Raw genomic sequence first — 18,601 nt, forward strand, 5'->3', positions numbered from 1 at the left:
TCCCGTCCCCGCTCAGCAGCAGTAACGGGTACGCGAGCCCGAGCAGGCGGTCCCGCACTTTCCTGAGTGGCCGGGGCCGGTCATGGTGATCTCGGATTCGACGTACATGCCGGGCAGCAGGGGGCCGACGGGGCTGTCCGGCTCTTCGCCGGTCCTCCAGGCGAGGATGATCTCTTCGGCCCTCTCGAGCGTGACGGTCATGCTTGCTCCTTTCTCGGACTTGGCGCCATGTTCTGCCGCCGGGTCCGTCACCGATAGGCGTAATAACTGCGCACTTGACACGACATTCCGGATATGGGAAAGACAGGAGTGATCACCCTTTCTGTGATTGACGATGACCGCATGCTCATCGACGGGCTGACGGCGTGGCTTGACGGTGTGCCCGAGGTCCGGCTGACCGCGTGCGCCGCGACCGTGGCCGAGCTGCTGCGCACCGAACCCGCCCCCGCCGACGTGGTCCTGCTCGACCTGCTGCTGGCCGACGGCTCCGACCCCGTCCAGAACGTCCGCACGCTGGCGCGTCTGCATCGGCGGGTGCTCGTGGTCAGCGTGGTGACCTCGGGCGACATGGCCGTGCAGATGATCGACGCCGGGGCGTGCGGCTACCTCACCAAGGACCACGACCTGGCCGCCCTGCTGGCGAAGGTCAGGGAGGTCGCCGAGGAGGGGGTGGCGCTGTCGCCGGAGCTGGCGCTGGGCTGGCTGGCCGCGCGCGACGGCGAACGGCCCGTGCTGTCCCCGCAGGAACGCGCCGTCCTGCTCGCCTACGCCTCCGGCATGACGCTGGCCGCCGCCGCCCGGAGCGCCGGGGTGCAGCCGGGCACCGCCAAGAACTACCTGGAGCGTGTCAAGGACAAGTACCGCAAGGCCGGCCGGCCCGCCTACACCAAGCTGGAGCTGGCCACCCGCGTCAGAGAGGACGGCCTGGCCACCGGAGCTCCACGCACACCCCTTCACCGGGGGCCGTGATGACCTCCGCGCCGCCGCCCGCCTCGGCCATCCGCCCGACGACCGAGGAACGCAGGCCGTAGCCGGGCTCGGCCAGGTCAGGGGCGAAGCCGACGCCGCGATCGACCACGCGCACGGTGACCACCCCGTCCACCTCGACCGCGGTGAGCCAGGCCTCCCGCTCGCCGGAGTGCCTGGCCACGTTGTTGAGCGCCTCCTCGGCCGCCTCCGCCATGGCCACCGACACCTCCGCCGGCAGGTCCTCGGGCAGCGCCTCGGCGGCGTAGCGCACGCACAGTCCCAGCCCGGCCGCCCTGGCCACCGCCCTGGCCAGGCCGCTGCTCAGCCCGTTGGCGGATCCGGCGGCGTCCTGCCTGATCAGGGCCCGGACATAGGAGGCGTCGGAGGCGCACCTGCGGCGTACCTCCTCGGTGTGGTGGTCGAGGCCGCCGCGGGCGATCGCGGTCAGCGTGGCCAGCACGGTGTCGTGGAGCTGCCGGAAGTGGGCCAGCCTGGCGTGCTCGGCCACCCGTTCCGCCACCCGTTCAGCCTCCGTGGCCAGCCGCTGCTCGGCCAGGCCGTCCAGCCGCGTGGCCTGGGCTGCCAGGTAGCGGCGGATGAAGAAGACGATGATCGCGAACCAGACGTAGCTGTTGACCCGGACCGCCAGCTCCAGCAGGAACGGGTAGCGCTGGCCGAGGTCGGCGGCGTGCGCGAGCGCGTACACGATGATCGGGGGCAGGAGGGCGGCGAAGTGGATCGCGCGGCGGCTGACCGCGCCGATCAGCGCCCCCGTCGCCAGCAGGGCGTGCGAGGACCAGTTGGACACGCACGCGGCTGAACCCGGCAGGCACGCGTCCGTCACCGCGACCATGAACACGCAGGTGGCCGCCACGTCGATGACCACCGCGAGCGGCGCGAACCAGCCCCGGCGGGCGACCCAGCGGAACAACGTCACGTTCCAGGCCAGCGCGAGGGCCAGCAGGGCGGCGTTGCGGCCGAGGTCGGCGAACAGCGCCTCGGCGGCCAGCAGGCTCGCGCCCGCCGGCAGCAGATAGCTGGCTCTCTGCAACAGCAGCAGCATCGCCACGAACCGGCACACCCGCTCCCGGCTGGGCCGCGAGGCCAGGAACAGCGGATCGCGCCAGCCCAGCGAACCTCGCCCACCCGCCCGGGACTGGCCGGCGGGCTCGGCCGCCGCGGGTGGAGAGTGCATGGCAGGGCCGCCCTTCCGCCGATCCGGCCTGAAGGATCTCCGCGCGTCAGGCGCACGTCAAGACGCCCGCCCGGTTGCCAGCTCCATGCCGAGGTCATCAAGATCGACGGCATGGACCTGTGGGAGCCCTCAGGACCGGTAGGACTCCAGACCCGCCAGCAAGAAGTCCATGCCCCGCGTGAAGTGGGCGTCCCAGCCGTCGTCCGCGCTCGGCGGGTGCGCGGCGAGCGCTGCGGGGCGGGCGGCTCGCGCAGCCACACGCCGCCGGGCATCGTGCCGGTGCTCCGTGCCACCGGAGCGCGCGGGCATGGGCTCGGCGCTCAACGACACCCACCAGCAGCTCGGCATCGCGTTCGGCGTCACCGTCCTGGGCAGCCTGCTCGCCGCCGCCTACCGCACGGGGCTGACCGCCGCCGGCTGCGCGCTCATCGGGGCGGCCATCGCCGGAACCGTCCTGCGCCGAGATTGACCTCAACCATGCTTGAGATTGCAGGCTGGGCGCAGACATCCATTGATCAAGGGAGAACACCGTGCTCAAGCTAGGCGTGACCCTGCCGTCGTTCGGCGTGGACGAGAGCGCCGGGGTGCGCGAGCATGCCCGGCACGCCGAGGACCTCGGCCTGGAGTCCATCTGGGTCGGCGACCACCTGATCCCGGTACGCCCCTATCTCGACAGCACCATCGTCCTGGCCACCGCCGCCGCCGTCACCGAACGCGTCAAGCTCGGCTTCGGCGTGATGATCCTGGCCCTGCGCCCCGTCGCCTGGGCCGCCAAGCAGATCGCCAGCCTGCAGCACCTGTCCGGCGGCCGGATCCTGCTCGGCGTCGGCTCCGGCGGCCCGGTGCACGGCGAGGCCGCCTGGCACGCCGTCGGCGTCCCCTACGCGGAACGCGCCCGGCGCACCGACGCCGCGCTGGAGATCCTGCCGGGCCTGGTCGAGGGCAAACCCACCACGCTCAACGGAGAGGAGATCACGCTGTCGCCCGGTGCGCCCATGCCGCCGATCCTCATCGGCGCCGGACCGGTGCGCCGCGCCGCCCGCTTCGCCGACGAGTCCTACCCGGCCTTCGCCACCCCCGCCGACGTCGCCGAGCACGCCCGCCGCCTGACGGAGCTGGCCGCCGCCTACGGCCGTCCCGCGCCCCGCATCACCATCGGTCTCAGCGCCGGGCTCGGCGACCTGCCGCCTTCCGTTCTCGACGCGCAGGCCCGATCCCTGATGGAGTACGGCATGACCGAGCAGGACGCCCGCGACGGCCTGCTCACCGGCCCGCCCGAGGCAGCCGCCGAACGGCTCGCCGCCCTCGCCGAGGCCGGCGCGCACCGGGTCATCGCGATGCCGTTCCCGGAGGACCGCCTGCGCCAGAGCGAGCTCCTGGCCGAGACCGGCCGCATACTCCAGGCCCGCCGCTGACGCTCAGAGCGACCCGACCACGGCGTTGACCGCCGCGAGCAGCGCACCCCCCACCAACGCGACCACCAGAACCACACAGACAATTCTCGCCCAGGACTGCACCCCGCCATCCTGCCGCCGATACGCCCAGGTCACAACCGGGGCTTCCGGCGGGTCCACCTGTCCAGGACCTTGAGCACGGGGTCGCGCGGCCGTACCACGAAGGCGTCGCCGTCCGTACGCCCGGCGTCGCACCAGGCCCAGACCACGAACCCGACCACCCCCGCGGCGAACTGCGCCGACATCTTGACCGCGTAGGCCCTGGCCCGGCCGCGCAGCCCGCCGGTCGCCTTCGGGTCGATACCCGCCTCCCCCACGAACAACGGCTTGTCCAGCGCCTCGCACTGCGCCAGCCGTACGGCCAGCCCGTCGAACTCGTTGCCCGGGATGGCCTCGTCCGGCTCGTGGTAGTCGTGGTACTCGCACACGTCCAGCGCGGGTGAGGCGTAGACCTCCCGGTAGTTCTGGGCGGCGGTGCCGCACTGGCCGCCGCCCATGGTGCCGAGCGTGAGCAGGTGCGCGGGCGAGGCGGCCTTGGCCACGGCGCCCACGTCGTCGGCGAAGCCGCGCAGCGCCCCGGTCGCGCCCGGCCCGCAGTCGGCGGCGCCGGAGGGCTTGGCCTCCGCCTCGTTCACCAGGGTCCACATCGCGATCGCCGGGTCGTGGCGGTAGCGCCGCACGGCCTCGGCCACCCAGTCGCGGTAGGAGACGGTGCCGCCGGGGTCGATCTCGCGGTAGCCGCCCCGGTACCAGCTCTCGGTCTTGTAGCCGCTCCACTCGCATTTGCCCCATTGGTCGGTCAGCACGGGCAGCACCTTCACCCCGTGCCGCCGCGCGGTGGCCAGCACGCGGTCCAGCGCGCGCCAGTCGCGCCTGCCGTCCTTGGTCGCCAGCCGCTGAAAGAACCAGACGCGGATGACGTTGCCCCGCATCTGGCGCAGCGACCTGCCCAGCGACATGGGATACCAGCAGTTGCCGTCACTGGCGGCGTTGTAGACATTCAGCCCCGCCATCACGTACGGCCGGCCGTCGAGCGTCAGCCGGGTCCCCTCGGCGCGCACGAATCCGGAGTCGGGACCCGGCACCACCGGCAGGAGCGCCATCAGCATCCCGGCCATCCACACGCCCATCGCCATCCCCTCGCATTGTCGGCGCGTCCCCGTCCAACCTGCGGAAACGCCGTATACCCTGCCCGTTGATCCACTCTGCCTGACATGAACCGTCAGGTCGAGTAAGTCCGAGCCTGCGTCTGGAGATGCTGGTGAGCTTGGCCGTGGTGATGCCCGCCTATTGCGAAGAGGGCAGCCTGGAATCGACGGTTGTGGATTTCCTGACCGTCCTGGAAGGAACCGATCACCAGGTGATCGTGGTGAACGACGGCTCATCGGACGCGACGGGCGAGGTGGCCGAGCGGCTGGCCGGGCGCTTCCCCGGCCGGGTGCTCGTGGTTCACCATCCCGCCAATCAGGGGTACGGCGCGGCCGTACGCACCGGCATCCAGGCCGCGCTGGACTCGACCGACGCCGAGCTGATCTTCCTGACCGACTCCGACGGCCAGTTCCGCGCCAGGCAGCTGCCCTGGTTCGTGGAGCTGGCCGGCGCCGAACGGGCCGACGCCGTCATCGGCTACCGTCAGCGCCGCGCCGACCCGCCGGCGCGCCGGATGTTCGGCTGGCTGTGGACGCGCCTGTGCCGGGCGCTGCTGCGCATCCGGGTGCGTGACATGGACTGCGCGTACAAGCTGCTCGACCGGCGGCTGCTGGAGAACGTCACGCTGCGCGGCGACGCCGCCACGATCTCGCCGGAGCTGCTCGCCAAGATCCAGGCCAGGGGCGCCCGCGTGGTGCAGCGGCCGGTGGACCACTTCCCGCGCGAGCACGGCCACCAGACCGGCCTGCGCCCGGCGGTCGTGCTGCGCTCCTTGGTGGGCCTGGGGCGGCTGTGGGCGGGCATGTTCCGCCACAGCCCGGCCGGGCGCGCCGCGCAGCGGCTGGTCCGCCCGCGGGACGTGGCGCTGGCCTGGCTGACCGTGGTCGCCGTCGTGCTGTCGGTGGCCGGTGGCGTGTACTTCGCCGACGTGCCGCTGTCCTACCCGGACGCCGTCTCGCACCTGCTGATCTCGCGCCGGGTGCTGGAGTCGCCGACGCCGGGATTCGCGCAGCTGGGCGGGGTCTGGCTGCCGTTCCCACATCTGGTGGCGTTGCCGCTGGTCTGGGTGGACTCCTGGTATCTGTCCGGGCTGGCGGGCTCGCTCATCTCGATGACGGCCTACGTGCTGACGACCCGCTACCTGTACGGGACCGCGCGCCTGCTCACGCACAGCAGGGCCGCGGGCCTGACGGCGGGCGGGGTGTTCATGCTCTGCCCGAGCGCCCTCTACCTGCAGAGCACGCCGATGACCGAGCTGCCGCTGCTGGCGTGCCTGGCCGCGGCCACCTATCACCTCACCCGCTGGTGCCGCACCTGGGCGCCGAGGCACCTGGCCTCGGCGGGCGTGGCGTCGCTGCTGGCCACGCTCACCCGCTACGAGGCGTGGTTCTTCGTCCCGACGGCGGCGGCCGTCGTGATCGCGATCACCTGGACCCGCTCGCCGCGCGGCAGCAGGCTGCGCAGGGCCGAGGCGCACGTGATTTTCTACGGGCTGCTCGCCTGCGCGGGCATCGCGGGCTGGCTGGCCTGGAACACGGTGATTTTCGGGGATCCGTTCTTCTTCCACCGCGGCGAGTTCTCCAAGCCCTCGCTGTGGGTGTCGGGCGCCGAGGTCACGACCGGCGACTGGATGATGTCGGCGCTCACCTACGCCTACGCGGTCGTGGGCAACATGGGGCCGGTGCTGCCGGTGCTCGGGGTGGCCGGGCTGGCCGTGCACCTGATGCGGCGGCGCTCGCCGGTGCCGCTCGCGCTGCTGGTGTTCGCGCCCTTCTTCGTGTACGCGCTGTACGGCGGCCAGCGCCCGCTGCACGTGGAAGAGGTCACCGGCAGCCTGTACAACGTCCGCTTCGGCCTGGTCATGCTGCTGCCCGTGGCGCTGTTCACCGGGGGGCTGGCCGCCGAGGTCAGGACCCTCGTCACCGCCCTGCGGCTCAGGATGGCCCGGGTGCCCGCCGCCCGGCTGCGCACGCTGGGCCACGTCTTCGCCGGTGCGGTGGTCGTCGCCTGCGCGGTGACCGCCGCCGCCTCGGGCATCGACACCAGGCGCGAGGCCGAGGCCTTCCGCGCGACCGGCGTCGAGCGCGCCAACAGCACCGCCGCGCAGTGGCTGCGCACGCACTACGACGGCGGCCGCGTGCTCATGGCCTCCTTCGGCAACGAGACGATGACGTTCGACTCCCACCTGCCGCTCTCCTCGATCCTGTACGAAGGCAGCTTCCGCCGATGGGAACCGGCGCTGCGCGACCCGGCGGCCAGCGACGTCCGCTGGATCCACCTGCGGCGCACCCCGGGTCATCAGGATCCGGTCTGGCGGGCTCTGGGCGAATCGCCGGAGCTGAATCGCTACACGCTGGTCTACGAGGACGCGTACCGGCGTATCTACCGCTTCTCCGGCATCGGGAGCTCGGCATGACCCAGCGGACGCTGCCCACGACGGGCGTACCGGAGCACGACAGCGCCCGGCGGCTGCTGAGCCGTGGCCAGGCGCTGGCCGCGACCGGCGCGGCGCTGCTGGCGGGCGTGGCCGCGGTGGCCGACCCCGCCCTGACCGGCCTGGTTCTGACCGCTGCGGCGAGCGTGCTCTACGTCGCCGTGATCGCGTTCAAGGTGCTGCTGACCTATGGGCACGACCGTTCGCACGTGATGCGGTTCGGCCCGGGGGAACTGCCGCCGGACGACGAACTGCCCGTGTACACCGTGCTGGTGCCGCTCTACCGCGAGGGCAACATCCTGCGCGCCCTGCTCGACCGGCTGGCCGCGCTCGACTACCCGCACGACCGGCGGCAGATCCTGCTGCTGGTCGAGGAGGACGACGAGGAGACCAGGGGCGCGCTGCCCGCCGGGCTGCCGCCGGGTTTCGAGGTCGTGGTGATCCCGGCCGGGCACCCGCGTACCAAGCCCAAGGCCTGCAACGTCGGGCTGCGGCAGGCGCGCGGCGAGTTCTGCGTCATCTTCGACGCCGAGGACCAGCCCGAGCCCCTCCAACTGCGCAAGGCGGTGGCGGCCTTCCGCAGCTCGCCGCGGTGGATGGTGTGCGTGCAGGCCGAACTGCAGTACTGGAACCCGTGGACGAACTGGCTGACCCGCTGCTTCGCCGCCGAGTACGCCCACAACTTCGGGCTGTTCCTGCACGGCCTCGACCGTTTCCGGCTACCGATCCCGCTGGGCGGCACCTCCAACCACTTCCGCACCAGCGCCCTGCGCGACCTCGGCGCCTGGGATCCGTTCAACGTCACCGAGGACGCCGACCTCGGCATCAGGATCGCCAGGCGCGGCTGGAGCGTGCGCATGATGGAGTCGGTGACGCTGGAGGAGGCCAACTGCCGGCTGGGCAACTGGCTGCGCCAGCGCAGCCGGTGGATCAAGGGCTACTGCCAGACCTGGCTGGTGCACATGCGCGCGCCGGTGCGGTTGTGGCGCGAGCTCGGCCCGCGCGGCTTCGCCGCGTTCCAGCTCGCGGTCGGCTTCTCCACCCTCACCACGCTGCTCAACCCGATCTTCTGGGCGATGACCGCGCTCTACCTCGTCGCGGGCTCGGCCCCGATCGCCGGGCTGTTCCCCGGCCCGGTCCTGTACACCGCCGTGGCCTCGATGCTGGCGGGCAACCTGCTGCTCATGCACGGCTACATGGCGGGCTGCCTGGAGCGCGGGCTGCACGCCGCGGTGCGGACGATGTTGTTCGTGCCGGTCTACTGGGCGCTGATGAGCGTCGCCGCCTACCGCGCCCTCTGGCAGCTCGTACGGCCCAGCCGCCGCCACTACTGGGAACTGACCGAGCACGGCCTCATCGACGCCTGACGCATCACCCACAACCCGGCGAACCAGGCGAGCAGCCCGACCGCGAGCTGCTCCCACCCGAACCCGCTGCCCGGCCCGACCGGCAACCCCCTGCCGTGCACGGCCAGCGTCGTCGTGACCACGATCGCGGCGACCACCACCCACGCCGTGCTCAACACTCCGACCGCCCAGCGCTCCCCCCGCCGGAACGCGGTCAGCGCGATCCACCCGAGCAGGACGAGCAGCCCGGCGGCCATGGCCGCGCTGTCCAGGACGTGTGCCCTGGCCAGCTCGGTGACCAGCGTGGCCATCCCGTCCCGGTCGGCGCCGGGCCCCGCGACCGACCAGAACAGCGTGAGCAACGGCTCCTCCAGCGCCAGCACGACCAGGCCGAGCACGACGAGCCAGGACGCCGCCCGCTCCCGTCCGATGCGCCCGGAGAGCAGGACGAGTGCGAGCGCGGCGACGAGCCCGGCCAGGGCCCACGCCATCGCGATCTGGGCGGTCACGGCAGGTCCACCTCGTCGTGCCGGGTCATCAGGTAGGCGGCGTGGCCGGGGATGAGGCGCCGGCGGCCGGTCACCGTCGTCCTGGTGAGGCGCTCGACGGCGAAGTGGCCGCCGAAACGCTCCCGCACCTCGCCGGGCGCCATGGGCCGCAGCCTCTCAAAGCGGCGCGGCGCCCACTCGAAACACCACAGCAGAAACAGCGCGCCGGGACGGGCCAGCGGCACCACGTTGGCCACGTACCGATCGCGGCCGGCCGCCGACAGGTCGTCGAGGGTCCCGTAGTCGACCAGGACGTCGAAGTCGCCATGATCCTGGCGCAGCCGGGTGAGGTCGTCCTCGACGAAGCGCACGCCGGCTCCGGCCCTGGCCGCGTTCTTGCGCGCCTTGGCCAGGGCGGCGGAGGCGAAGTCGAGACCGGTGACCTCGAAGCCGTGCCGTGCCAGGAAGATCGCGTTCGCCCCGGTGCCGCAGCCCAGGTCGACGGCCCTGCCCGGCGCCAGCCGTCCGGAACGCACCAGCTCGACCAGCTCCGCCCGCGGCCCGATCTCCCAGGGCATCCGGGCCAGCCGGTAGCCGAGGTTGTAAAGGTGGCGAGAGTCCATCACGGTGATAGCATTTACTCAAATCATCTAATAGTCAATCGATTTGAGTATCAACTTGTCGAAGGATCCGAAGGATGAGCTGGCCCGCGAGCTGACGGGCGAGCTGTTCGAGCTGAGCATGGCGCTCGACCTCATCGGGAACGCGTCCGCCGGGCAGATCGGGATCAACCAGACCGACCTCATGTGCCTGAACCTGCTCGTGCGCCACGGCCCGATGAGCCCCGGCCAGATCGCCGCCGCTCTGGGCCTGACCACGGCCGCGATCAGCGCGATGGCCTCCCGGCTCGAGGCGGGCGGCTACGCGGCCAGGGAGATCGACCCGAAGGACCGCCGCCGCGTTCTCATGCACGCCTCGCCGCTGGGCGCAGAACGCGCGTTCGGCCTGTTCGACGACTTCTTCCTGGCGACCACGGAACTGTTCGGGAGCACCTCGGAGGACGACCTCAGGCGGCTGGCCGACCTCCTCCAGCGTTTCCGCCACCTGCTGACCGAGCACGCCCAGGCCATCCGCGACCGGCCCAAGTAACGGTCCCGCTTCACTCCACGTTCTCGCCCAGTGGGCGGACATGCCGCAGGACCGCAAGGCACAGCGCGGTCGCCACGACGATGGCGACGCCTCCCACGGCCGAGGCGATGTTCACCCCGGTGGTGAACGCCTCCCGCGCCGCCCCCACGACCCCGGCGGGCACCTCTCCGGCGACCGACAGCGCGCCGGAAAGGCTGCCGGTCAGGCGGTCGGCGACCTCCGGTGAGGCGTCCGCCGGTGCGGTCATGCCGGCGGTGTACAGGGCGGTGCTGAGGCTGCCGAGGAGGGCGACGCCGACGGCGAGGCCGAGCTCCTGGACGGTCTCGGACATCGCGGCTGCCGATCCGGACTTCGAGACCGGCGTGGCGCCGACGACCATGTCGGTGCCCAGGGCGGCGATCGCGCCCAGTCCCAGGTAGATGAAGGCGAACCCGGTCACCACGGCCACCGCGTTGCCGGTGCCGGCCGTCGCCAGCAGCGCGTACCCGATCACCGACAGGGCGAGAGTGGCGGCCATGACCAGCCCCGGGCGCACCCGCCGGGCGACAAGCGGCGCACCGATGGCGGCGGCGAACATCGCCAGGGCCGGTGGCCCCATCCACAGCCCCGCGGTGAAGGGGGTGAGGCCTTCGACGAGCTGGAGGTACTGGGTGACCAGGTACATGGTGCCGCCGACGCCGACGAGCCCGATGAGCAGCACGGTCAGCGCCGCGGAGAAGGCCCGGTTGGCGAACAGGGTGACGTCCAGCAACGGCGAGGTCAGGCCGCGTTGCCTGCGCACGAAGACCACACCGGCGATCACGCCGGCGGCGAACAGGAGCACCGCGGTCACGTCCACGCCGTCGGCGGCGGCGTGCTTGACGGCGTAGATGACCGGCAGGATCGCCGCCATGGACAGGGCGACGCTGACCAGGTCCAGCCGCCCCGCCCGCGGGTCGGCGTACTCGGGCAGGAGCGCCTTCGCGCCGGCCAGGACGACGATCGCGATGGGGACCGCGATCAGGAACGCCGCGCCCCACCAGAACGCGTCGATCAGCGCGCCACCGACCACGGGTCCGGCCGCCATGCCCAGGGCGAACATCGTGGCCCACACACCGATCGCGACCGCCCGCTGGCGCACGTCGCGGAACATGTTGGAGATCAGCGACAGCGTCGAGGGCATCAGCGTCGCCCCCGCGACGCCCAGCAGCGCTCGGGCCAGGATCAGCAGCTCGGCGCTGGGGGCGAAGGCGGCGAACACCGACACGAGCGCGAAGGCCGTCATCCCGATCACCAGGAGGCGGCGCCGGCCGATCCGGTCGCCCAGCGTTCCCATCGTGATGAGGAGGCCGGCGATGAGGAACCCGTAGGCGTCCATGATCCACAATGTCTGCGTCGCCGACGGGTCCAGCGCTCCGGCCATGCTCGGCAGCACCAGGTACAGCACGGTGACGTCCAGGCCCAGCAGCACAGTGGGCAGCGCCAGCAGCGCCAGGCCTGCCCACTCGCGCGCTCCGGCGACCTCTGACATACGTCCTCCTCCAGCTAGATATTTGAACGATAGTACAAGTAGTACTATCGTTCAAATATCCGGATCGGTATCGCGGTACCGGTTTTTGGTACAGTACGGCCATGGTGGTTCGAGAACGAGGCAGAGGCCGGGCCCGTGGGCGGCGGCAGGATGTGCTGGGGCACGTGGTCGAGGTGATGATCGAGCGCGGGTTCCATCAGACGCGGTTCAAGGACGTGGCCGAGGCCAGTGGCGTGGCGATCAGCACGTTGCAGGTGTACTTCAGCACGCGCGAGGACATGCTGGTCGAGGCGCTGCGCACGTCCACCCGGGCGGAGGTGGACTCGATGCGGGCGGAGGTCGGCGAACTGACCGACCCGTGGGATCAGCTGGCCGGGCTGGTAGATCGGGGCTTCGCGACGCCGGTGCCGGTGTGGCGGATGCTGATGGAGTTCTGGACGGCGGCGGCCTACGACGAAGCGCTCCGCGCGGACAGTCACCAGTTGCAGGCGAGCTATCGCGCGCCCTTCGAGGCCGTGCTGAACGCGGGAATCGAGAGCGGGGCGTTCCGGACCCGGCACGAGGTCGCGGTGATCACCGATCTGATCGTCACCACGCTGGACGGCCTGCTCTATCCCAGGGTGCTCGCTCAGCCGCAGCCGGCCGTACAGGATCTGCGAGACCTTCTGCTGGACCAGCTTCGCGTGACGCTCGGGGTGGCTCGATGAGAACGATGATGGTCGCCCTCCTGCTGGCCGCGCTGCTCACGGCACCGGCCCGACCTGCCATGGCCGCCGGTGGCACGCTGCTGGAAAGCCGCCCCATCGCCGTGTCCGGCGAGCTGGCCGCCGCCGGTGCTTCGGGGTTTCGTGTCCGGTATCTGTCCACCTCACCGGAAGGTCGCCGGATCGAAGTGACGGGCGTGGTGTTCCTGCCATCGGGAACGGCTCCGCCGGGCGGCCGGCGGGTCGTCTCCTGGGCGCACGGCACCACGGGTGTCAGCGATCGCTGCAGCCCGTCGCGTGACCGTGAGCTCGGCGGCTATGGCTATCCCGGTTACCTCGCCGGGTTCGTGCGCAGGGGTTACGTGGTCGCCGCGACCGACTACGAGGGGCTGGGAACGCCGGGCGTACACCCTTATCTGATCGCCGAGAGCCAGGCCCGTTCGGTCGTGGACGCGGTCCGGGCCGCCAGAGACCTGAGCCCCGACGTCTCCCGGGTGTGGCTGACGGTGGGGCACTCCCAGGGCGGGCACGCGGCCATGGCGGCCGGTGAGATCGCCGCCGGGTATGGCAGGGGGCTGGACTTCCGGGGGACGGTCGCGCTCGCCCCGATCACCGACAACCGGCCGTATGTGGACCAGCTGTCTCGGCTGCAGCCCTTCGACCACGGCTACTACATGGCGATCCTGGCCGGGCTGTCCGCCCGGCATCGCGGTCTGCGCCTGGCGGACTATCTCGGGCCCCGGGCCCGCCGCGAGTACCCGCGCGTTCACACCACGTGCATGACGGAACTGACGAACCGGCTCATCAAGCTGAACCTGCCGGGCACCGAGTTCACCCCGGCCACCGGCACCGCGGCCGCGAAGCTGCGCGGGTGGCTCGGCGACAACGCGGTCCCCCGCGCGCGCTCCACGGCGCCGATGCTGGTCACGCAGGGACTCACCGACGTCCTCGTGTCACCGGCGCAGACCGCGAAAGCCGCCGAGCGCGCCCAGGCACTCGGCACGCCCGCGAAACTGATCACCTACCCCGGCGTCGACCACTTCCAGATCATCCAGTCGTCGGCCCCGGACGTCCTGCGCTGGATCGACGCCCGGCTGCGCCGTTGATCCACCGAGGGTGGAGCCCACCCTCGGGGCCGTGAAGACATGTCAGGAAGGAACGATGTTCTCCGCCTGGAGGCCGCGCTGCCCCTGGACGATGTCGAAGGAGACCTTCTGGCCTTCCTGCAGCTCCCGGTAACCCTGGGCGGCGATGTTGGAGAAGTGCGCGAAGACGTCGTCGCCGCCGCCGTCCTGCTCGATGAAGCCGAAACCCTTTTCGGCGTTGAACCACTTCACGGTGCCTGTTGCCATGCCAGCTCCTAAGACTCGCGGGTGGAGAAGGATCCCGCGGTCGCGGAAGCCGATGATCACCCTGGCCCTGCGCGGGGAACGACCATCACCCCCCGCGGGCCATGACTATTTTCTTCAGCAAGAAGATACCCCAGAGTGGCGGATCAGCTACACGACGCGACGGCGTGGCCGTACACCCGCTTGTCAGGAAGAGTTCGGCTTCCACTCGTGGGCCAGCAGCCCGAGCAGCACCTCGTCCACGAACGTGCCCATCACCCAGGCCGAGGAACGCAGCACGCCCTCGCGGACGAAGCCGTTGCGCTCGGCGGAGCCCAGCATCGCGGCGTTGTCCGCCAGCGTCTCGATCTGCAGCCGCTGCAGACCGCGCACGACGAAACCGTAGTGGCACAGGACCGCGACCACGTCGGTGCCGTAGCCCTTGCCCCGGGCCGCCGGAAGCAGCCCCAGCCCGATGTGCGCGGACCGGCTGTGGTTGTCGATGCCCCAGAACGTCGCGGTGCCGACCAGCGTGCCACCGTCCAGCTCGATCACGGAGAACTGGACGAGCGCCGGATCGTCGTCGGTCACCACGAGCCGTGAATCCTGCGCGCCGGGCTTCACCGGCCGCCACGGCCGGCTCTCGGCCCGCGAGGAGTTGACCACGTCGTCGTAGAGCTCGGTCCGCAGGATCGGGATGTCTTCGTCGTGCCGTGCCCTGAGCCCGACCTTGTTGCCCTTTAGCATGCAAGCTTCCTATCCGACCGCGCTGACCGGCGGCAAATCGGTCAGGAACGGAAGGTGTCGACGACGTCGTCCCGGTGATCTGCGCCGCGGTCTGAACGGGCGCCGACATGGCCGCCAAGCCCAGCAGGCCGGCCATCGTCGATCTCCAGCCGGAGAGTCGATCTGAGGGCTACGATCGGGCTGGAGCCCTGGGAGGTGCGCCCGCTGAACTTGAACGTACCCACCGGCCCGCGTTCCGCCGCCCTGGGCGGGGCCAACTCCGGCATTATCATCACCGGAGACGGCGCCCAGCTCGGCACCTCCGCCCTGCCGCTCCCCCGCCCCGGCGACGTGCCGGCGCCGCGCAGGCTGAGCAACCTCACCAAGCCGCCGGCCCTCGACTTCGTCGGCCGCGCCGACGCGCTCGCCACGCTCGGCACCGCGCTGACCGGCGCGGCCTCGGTCGTCGTCTCCCAGGTCGTCTACGGCCTGGGCGGCGTCGGCAAGAGCGAACTGGCCCTGCAGTACGCCACGGCCAACCGCGAGCACTACCGCGTCATCTGGTGGATCACCGCCGAGTCGCCCGAGCAGATCGAGGCCGGCCTGGCCCAGCTCACCCGTTTCCTCGTGCCCGAGCACCCGGTCGAGGTGCCCACCCGCCAGGCCGCCGTCTGGGCCAAGGCCTGGCTGCTGGAGCACGACGGCTGGCTGCTGGTCCTGGACAACGTGCACAACCCCGCCCAGGTACGCGACCTCCTGGCCCAGATGCGCGGCCACATCATCGTCACCACGCGGCGCGACCTGGGCGCGCGGGCCTGGCGGGTACGTGAGCTCATCGCCCTGGACGTGCTGTCCCTGGAGTCGGCCACCGACCTGCTCATGCTCAGCGCGGCCGGCGGCAAGGACCGCGAACCCGCCACCCGCCTGGCCGCGGCGCTCGGCTGTCTGCCCCTCGCCATCGAACAGGCCGGCGCCTACATCGAGGAAACCCACGGCGACGTCGCCGCGTACCTCACCAAACTGGACGAGACCTTCGACCTCTACGCGCCCGTGGCGCACCGCGGCGACCCCGAGCAGACCATCTCGAAGATCTGGCGGATCAGCATGCGGGAGGTCGAGCAGACCAGCCCCACCGCGCTGGCGCTTCTGCGTGCGTTGTCGTGCTTCGCCCCCGACGACATCCCGCTCACGCTGTTCGACGAGGCGGCCCTGCGCGACCTGGCGCTGCTGGCGTCCTACAGCCTGGTCAAGCGCAGCGCGGGCGGCGTCGCCATCCACCGGCTGGTGCAGAGCGCGGTACGCGCGGAGGCCAGGGACGCCCACCTCCTCGACGCGGCGGCCAGGGACGCGCTGTCCATGCTGCTCACGCGGCTGCCCGAGCGCCGCGCCTTCGCCCTCGACGAGTGGCCGGACGGCCTGTCGCTGCATCCGCACGCGGTCGCCGTGGCCTCGCTGATGCCGGTGCACAAGACTTCGATGTCGCTGGGCAGGCTCCTTCGCGACACCAGCCGCCTGCTCAACCTGCACGCCCGGTTCAAGGAGGCGTTCCCGCTGGCCGAGCGGGCGCTGACGCTCGCCGAGGACCGTTTCGGCCCCGACCATCCCGCGCTGATCGGCTTCCTGACCAACCTCGCGGCCACGCTCAGCGGCCTGCGCAGGGACGACGCCCTGCAGCACGCCGTGCGCGCCGTCGCCATCGCCGAGGCCTCGCTCGGCCCCGGCCACCGCGACCTGGCGCCTCGGGTCGGCAACCTGGCCGCCGTCTACATCGACCTCGGGCGCGCCGCCGACGCGCTGCCGATGGCCCGCCGCGCGCTGGCCATCGCGACCGTGACGCTGCCGCCCGGCCACCCCGACCTCGGCCGCCACCTGGGCAACCTGGCCGCCGCGCTGGCCGGCGTGGGCGATCACGAGCAGGCGCTCGCGCTGGAACTCCAGGCGCTGGACCTCACCGAGCGCGCCCTGGCCGCCGACAATCCCGAGTTGGTGGTACGGCTCGGCAACCTGGCCCTGGCCCACCACGCGGTCGGCGACACCCGCCAGGCCGCCGCATGCGCCGCCCGCGCGGTGACCCTCGCCACCCGCATACTCGGCCCCCGCCACCCCACGACCGACTGGGCCCGGCACCTCCCGTGAGGTCGCGGGGGCGGAGGTCAGGCCGGACGTACGCTCGATCACCTCGCCGGGCAGGCCGTAGCCCCTGGCGCGGTGGATGATCCCGGCGAACAATGCGCTGGAGGAGGTGGCTGATGGCGGACAAGGTCCGGGTCTGGCGTAACAGCGGCATCATCAACACCGGCGCGGATGCCATCAACATCGTCAACAACATCGTCCAGGCCCCACCCCAGGTGCCGGCCACGACGGTGCAGGCGCCAGCCCGTGTCCTGCGGCTGCGCTCCACCCGCGCGGCCGCCGGCCTGTTCGTCGGGCGGGAGAAGGAGCACGCGGCACTGGCCAAGGCCATGAGGCGGCGTTCCGGCGGGACCGCGCTGGTGCTGACCGGGCTGGGCGGGATCGGGAAGTCCACGCTCGCCGGACGGTACGCGCTGGACCAGGTCGGCCGGCGCAACCCCATCTGGTGGATCGACGCCGAGGACCCGGCCCAGATCGACTTCGGCCTGGAGGCGCTGGCCAGGCAGCTCTATCCGGAGGGCTCGCCGGAGCGGCCCGTCGAGTGGGCCATGCAGTGGCTCGCCAGTCACCAGGGCTGGCTGCTGATCCTCGACAACGTGACCCGGCCGCCGGAGGTCGCCGAGCTGATCGGCTCGCTGCCCGGCGGGCGGTTCCTGGTGACCAGCCGCCAGGGCGTCGGCTGGGAGGGCATCGCCACGCCCATCCGGCTGGGTGTGCTGTCCGCGGGCGATGCCGTAAAGATGCTGGACAGGCGGGTGGCCGATCGCGGCCTGCTCGACGGCGGCGAGGAGCTGTGCGACGCGCTCGGCGGGCTGCCGCTCGCGATCGAGATGGCCGGTCACTACATCGGCCAGAACCAGGTCTCCGCGCGCACGTATCTGCGGTGCCTTTCCGGCGACGGCGCGGTGCTGGACTGGACGCCCGCGGGCGGGGACCTCGACCGGACCGTCGCGCGGACCTGGCAGGTCACCCTGGACCGGATCGCCGCCCGGCACGGGCCGCTTCCCGGGCGGATCCTCGCCACCCTGGCCTGGCTCGCCCCCGACGACATCCCGACCAGCCTGTTCCCGGACGAAGACGCATACGTGGCCGCCTTCGGGCACCTCGCCGCGTACGGGCTGGTCACCCGGTCCGGCGACGCGCTCTCGGTGCACCGGCTCGTCCAGGCCGTCAGCAAGGTCCCCGGATCCCGGCACCAGGCGGGCCACACGTTACGGACCGCCTGGACGGACGGACCGGAGCCGGCGGACCGGCTGGCTCCGCACTTCGCCGCGTTCGTCGCGGCGGGCGGCCTCGCCGAGCTCGACGACACCTCGGCCGACCTCGCGGTCGCCTACGGCGTCCACCTGGCGCGCACGGTGTCGAGACAGGAAGCCGTCGCCTTCCTCGACAGCACGATGGCCGCGCACGAGGGCTCCGGCCACCCGGCCCTGCTGTCCATGCGGACGACGCTGGCCCAGCTGCGCACGCCGCTCGATCCCCTGGATGTCACGATCGCCGAGTTCGAACGGCTCGTCGCCGACAAGCAGCGGGTGCTCGGCCCCGGCACCCTCGACACCCTGGAGACCCGGCTCGAACTCGGCGGCCTGTACGCCCGGCGCGAGGATGACCGCCTGACCTTCGCCCACTACCGGCAGCTCATCACGGACGCCGAACGGGCCCTGGGCAGGCACCACTCCCTCACCTTGCAGGCCAAGTGGAACCTGGCCGAGGCCTACCTCGACGCCGACCGGGAGTGGCGGGCCGGCCACACGGTCATGGTGCTCGTGCTCTGGTTCTCCGTCCTCACCGGCCTCGAAGAGACCCGGGGCCGTGACGACGAGACGACCCGCCAGATCGGCGTGACGATCATGAAGTACGTGAGCACGCTCGCCCTCCACGACGATCCCGGAACCAGGAGGATCCTTCGCCTCGTCGGCGCCGCCGAACGCATCCGCCGGCGGCTGAAGAGGCTGGACAACGGCGCGTGACGCTCTGGAACCACCCGAGCCGGTGACGCGCGACCCGTCGTCCGGC

19 protein-coding genes are annotated in these 18,601 nt (G+C 71.8%); 10 read left to right on the forward strand and 9 right to left on the reverse strand.

Annotated features, from left to right (window positions below; genetic code table 11):
* Positions 1 to 12: 12 nt before the first annotated feature.
* Positions 13 to 201 carry a DUF6229 family protein gene (locus tag HNR40_RS23265; RefSeq protein ID WP_184964695.1) on the reverse strand — a complete coding sequence of 63 codons (189 nt, stop codon included), beginning with the start codon at positions 199 to 201 and terminating at the stop codon, positions 13 to 15.
* A 123-nt stretch (positions 202 to 324) separates the two neighbouring features.
* Here HNR40_RS23265 and HNR40_RS23270 point away from each other — a divergent pair, with 123 nt between their 5' ends.
* On the forward strand, positions 325 to 969 hold the full coding sequence (locus tag HNR40_RS23270) for a response regulator (protein WP_221340729.1): 645 nt from the start codon (positions 325 to 327) through the stop codon (positions 967 to 969).
* On the opposite strand, the gene HNR40_RS23275 is transcribed toward HNR40_RS23270, so the two are convergent.
* Both HNR40_RS23275 and HNR40_RS56455 read right to left on the reverse strand, forming a co-directional pair.
* Entirely contained in the window at positions 911 to 2,164 is a 1,254-nt protein-coding gene (locus HNR40_RS23275; RefSeq protein WP_184964697.1) for a sensor histidine kinase, read from the reverse strand. The genes HNR40_RS23270 and HNR40_RS23275 overlap by 59 nt on opposite strands.
* A 129-nt stretch (positions 2,165 to 2,293) precedes the next feature.
* Positions 2,294 to 2,422 (reverse strand): hypothetical protein, encoded by a 129-nt coding sequence (locus tag HNR40_RS56455; protein WP_281395460.1) that lies wholly within the window; start codon positions 2,420 to 2,422, stop codon positions 2,294 to 2,296.
* A gap of 28 nt (positions 2,423 to 2,450) precedes the next feature.
* Between HNR40_RS56455 and HNR40_RS23280 the strand changes: the two genes are divergently transcribed.
* On the forward strand, positions 2,451 to 2,633 hold the full coding sequence (locus HNR40_RS23280) for a hypothetical protein (protein WP_184965407.1): 183 nt from the start codon (positions 2,451 to 2,453) through the stop codon (positions 2,631 to 2,633).
* Positions 2,634 to 2,694: 61 nt separating this feature from the next.
* Positions 2,695 to 3,579: an LLM class flavin-dependent oxidoreductase gene (locus HNR40_RS23285; protein ID WP_184964699.1), complete on the forward strand. Its 885-nt coding sequence runs from the start codon at positions 2,695 to 2,697 to the stop codon at positions 3,577 to 3,579.
* 131 nt (positions 3,580 to 3,710) lie between these two features.
* On the opposite strand, the gene HNR40_RS23290 is transcribed toward HNR40_RS23285, so the two are convergent.
* Entirely contained in the window at positions 3,711 to 4,754 is a 1,044-nt protein-coding gene (locus tag HNR40_RS23290; RefSeq protein WP_184964701.1) for a glycoside hydrolase 5 family protein, read from the reverse strand.
* A 125-nt stretch (positions 4,755 to 4,879) separates the two neighbouring features.
* Here HNR40_RS23290 and HNR40_RS23295 point away from each other — a divergent pair, with 125 nt between their 5' ends.
* Both HNR40_RS23295 and HNR40_RS23300 read left to right on the forward strand, forming a co-directional pair.
* Positions 4,880 to 7,183, forward strand: coding sequence for a glycosyltransferase (locus tag HNR40_RS23295; protein WP_221340730.1), 2,304 nt, complete (start codon positions 4,880 to 4,882; stop codon positions 7,181 to 7,183).
* Positions 7,180 to 8,568, forward strand: coding sequence for a glycosyltransferase (locus HNR40_RS23300; protein ID WP_184964705.1), 1,389 nt, complete (start codon positions 7,180 to 7,182; stop codon positions 8,566 to 8,568). Before HNR40_RS23295 ends, HNR40_RS23300 begins: the two co-directional genes overlap by 4 nt.
* On the opposite strand, the gene HNR40_RS23305 is transcribed toward HNR40_RS23300, so the two are convergent.
* Positions 8,529 to 9,056, reverse strand: coding sequence for a hypothetical protein (locus HNR40_RS23305; protein ID WP_184964707.1), 528 nt, complete (start codon positions 9,054 to 9,056; stop codon positions 8,529 to 8,531). The two genes, HNR40_RS23300 and HNR40_RS23305, sit on opposite strands and share 40 nt — an antisense overlap.
* Positions 9,053 to 9,658, reverse strand: coding sequence for a class I SAM-dependent methyltransferase (locus HNR40_RS23310; protein WP_184964709.1), 606 nt, complete (start codon positions 9,656 to 9,658; stop codon positions 9,053 to 9,055). The genes HNR40_RS23305 and HNR40_RS23310 overlap by 4 nt, the downstream gene beginning before the upstream one ends.
* Positions 9,659 to 9,713: 55 nt before the next feature.
* Between HNR40_RS23310 and HNR40_RS23315 the strand changes: the two genes are divergently transcribed.
* Positions 9,714 to 10,184 (forward strand): MarR family winged helix-turn-helix transcriptional regulator, encoded by a 471-nt coding sequence (locus HNR40_RS23315; protein WP_184964711.1) that lies wholly within the window; start codon positions 9,714 to 9,716, stop codon positions 10,182 to 10,184.
* Between the two features lie 10 nt (positions 10,185 to 10,194).
* Here the strand turns inward: HNR40_RS23315 and HNR40_RS23320 are convergent, their stop codons facing one another.
* On the reverse strand, positions 10,195 to 11,694 hold the full coding sequence (locus tag HNR40_RS23320) for an MFS transporter (protein ID WP_184964713.1): 1,500 nt from the start codon (positions 11,692 to 11,694) through the stop codon (positions 10,195 to 10,197).
* Between the two features lie 101 nt (positions 11,695 to 11,795).
* Here HNR40_RS23320 and HNR40_RS23325 point away from each other — a divergent pair, with 101 nt between their 5' ends.
* Together HNR40_RS23325 and HNR40_RS23330 are read left to right on the forward strand one after the other, a co-directional pair.
* On the forward strand, positions 11,796 to 12,401 hold the full coding sequence (locus tag HNR40_RS23325; RefSeq protein ID WP_184964716.1) for a TetR/AcrR family transcriptional regulator: 606 nt from the start codon (positions 11,796 to 11,798) through the stop codon (positions 12,399 to 12,401).
* Positions 12,398 to 13,504 carry an alpha/beta hydrolase family protein gene (locus HNR40_RS23330; protein ID WP_184964718.1) on the forward strand — a complete coding sequence of 369 codons (1,107 nt, stop codon included), beginning with the start codon at positions 12,398 to 12,400 and terminating at the stop codon, positions 13,502 to 13,504. Before HNR40_RS23325 ends, HNR40_RS23330 begins: the two co-directional genes overlap by 4 nt.
* A 42-nt stretch (positions 13,505 to 13,546) precedes the next feature.
* Here the strand turns inward: HNR40_RS23330 and HNR40_RS23335 are convergent, their stop codons facing one another.
* Positions 13,547 to 13,750 (reverse strand): cold-shock protein, encoded by a 204-nt coding sequence (locus HNR40_RS23335; RefSeq protein ID WP_184964720.1) that lies wholly within the window; start codon positions 13,748 to 13,750, stop codon positions 13,547 to 13,549.
* 183 nt (positions 13,751 to 13,933) lie between these two features.
* Positions 13,934 to 14,473 carry a GNAT family N-acetyltransferase gene (locus tag HNR40_RS23340; RefSeq protein WP_184964722.1) on the reverse strand — a complete coding sequence of 180 codons (540 nt, stop codon included), beginning with the start codon at positions 14,471 to 14,473 and terminating at the stop codon, positions 13,934 to 13,936.
* Between the two features lie 210 nt (positions 14,474 to 14,683).
* Between HNR40_RS23340 and HNR40_RS56460 the strand changes: the two genes are divergently transcribed.
* On the forward strand, positions 14,684 to 16,588 hold the full coding sequence (locus HNR40_RS56460) for a tetratricopeptide repeat protein (RefSeq protein WP_184964724.1): 1,905 nt from the start codon (positions 14,684 to 14,686) through the stop codon (positions 16,586 to 16,588).
* Positions 16,589 to 16,701: 113 nt separating this feature from the next.
* Complete coding sequence (locus HNR40_RS23350; RefSeq protein ID WP_184964726.1) at positions 16,702 to 18,555, forward strand: AAA family ATPase; 1,854 nt, start codon at positions 16,702 to 16,704, stop codon at positions 18,553 to 18,555.
* Positions 18,556 to 18,601 lie beyond the last annotated feature (46 nt).

The organism is Nonomuraea endophytica (genome assembly GCF_014203235.1).
Taxonomy (GTDB): domain Bacteria; phylum Actinomycetota; class Actinomycetes; order Streptosporangiales; family Streptosporangiaceae; genus Nonomuraea; species Nonomuraea endophytica.

What these genes read in the sequence shown, in the direction of transcription:
- HNR40_RS23300 (WP_184964705.1), top strand. Translation starts at nt 7,180, where the DNA reads ATGACCCAGCGGACGCTGCCCACGACGGGCGTACCGGAGCACGACAGC.
- HNR40_RS23290 (WP_184964701.1), bottom strand. Translation starts at nt 4,754, where the DNA reads ATGGCGATGGGCGTGTGGATGGCCGGGATGCTGATGGCGCTCCTGCCG.
- HNR40_RS23275 (WP_184964697.1), bottom strand. Translation starts at nt 2,164, where the DNA reads ATGCACTCTCCACCCGCGGCGGCCGAGCCCGCCGGCCAGTCCCGGGCG.
- HNR40_RS23320 (WP_184964713.1), bottom strand. Translation starts at nt 11,694, where the DNA reads ATGTCAGAGGTCGCCGGAGCGCGCGAGTGGGCAGGCCTGGCGCTGCTG.
- HNR40_RS23340 (WP_184964722.1), bottom strand. Translation starts at nt 14,473, where the DNA reads ATGCTAAAGGGCAACAAGGTCGGGCTCAGGGCACGGCACGACGAAGAC.
- HNR40_RS23335 (WP_184964720.1), bottom strand. Translation starts at nt 13,750, where the DNA reads ATGGCAACAGGCACCGTGAAGTGGTTCAACGCCGAAAAGGGTTTCGGC.
- HNR40_RS23310 (WP_184964709.1), bottom strand. Translation starts at nt 9,658, where the DNA reads ATGGACTCTCGCCACCTTTACAACCTCGGCTACCGGCTGGCCCGGATG.
- HNR40_RS23325 (WP_184964716.1), top strand. Translation starts at nt 11,796, where the DNA reads ATGGTGGTTCGAGAACGAGGCAGAGGCCGGGCCCGTGGGCGGCGGCAG.
- HNR40_RS23265 (WP_184964695.1), bottom strand. Translation starts at nt 201, where the DNA reads ATGACCGTCACGCTCGAGAGGGCCGAAGAGATCATCCTCGCCTGGAGG.
- HNR40_RS23330 (WP_184964718.1), top strand. Translation starts at nt 12,398, where the DNA reads ATGAGAACGATGATGGTCGCCCTCCTGCTGGCCGCGCTGCTCACGGCA.
- HNR40_RS23350 (WP_184964726.1), top strand. Translation starts at nt 16,702, where the DNA reads ATGGCGGACAAGGTCCGGGTCTGGCGTAACAGCGGCATCATCAACACC.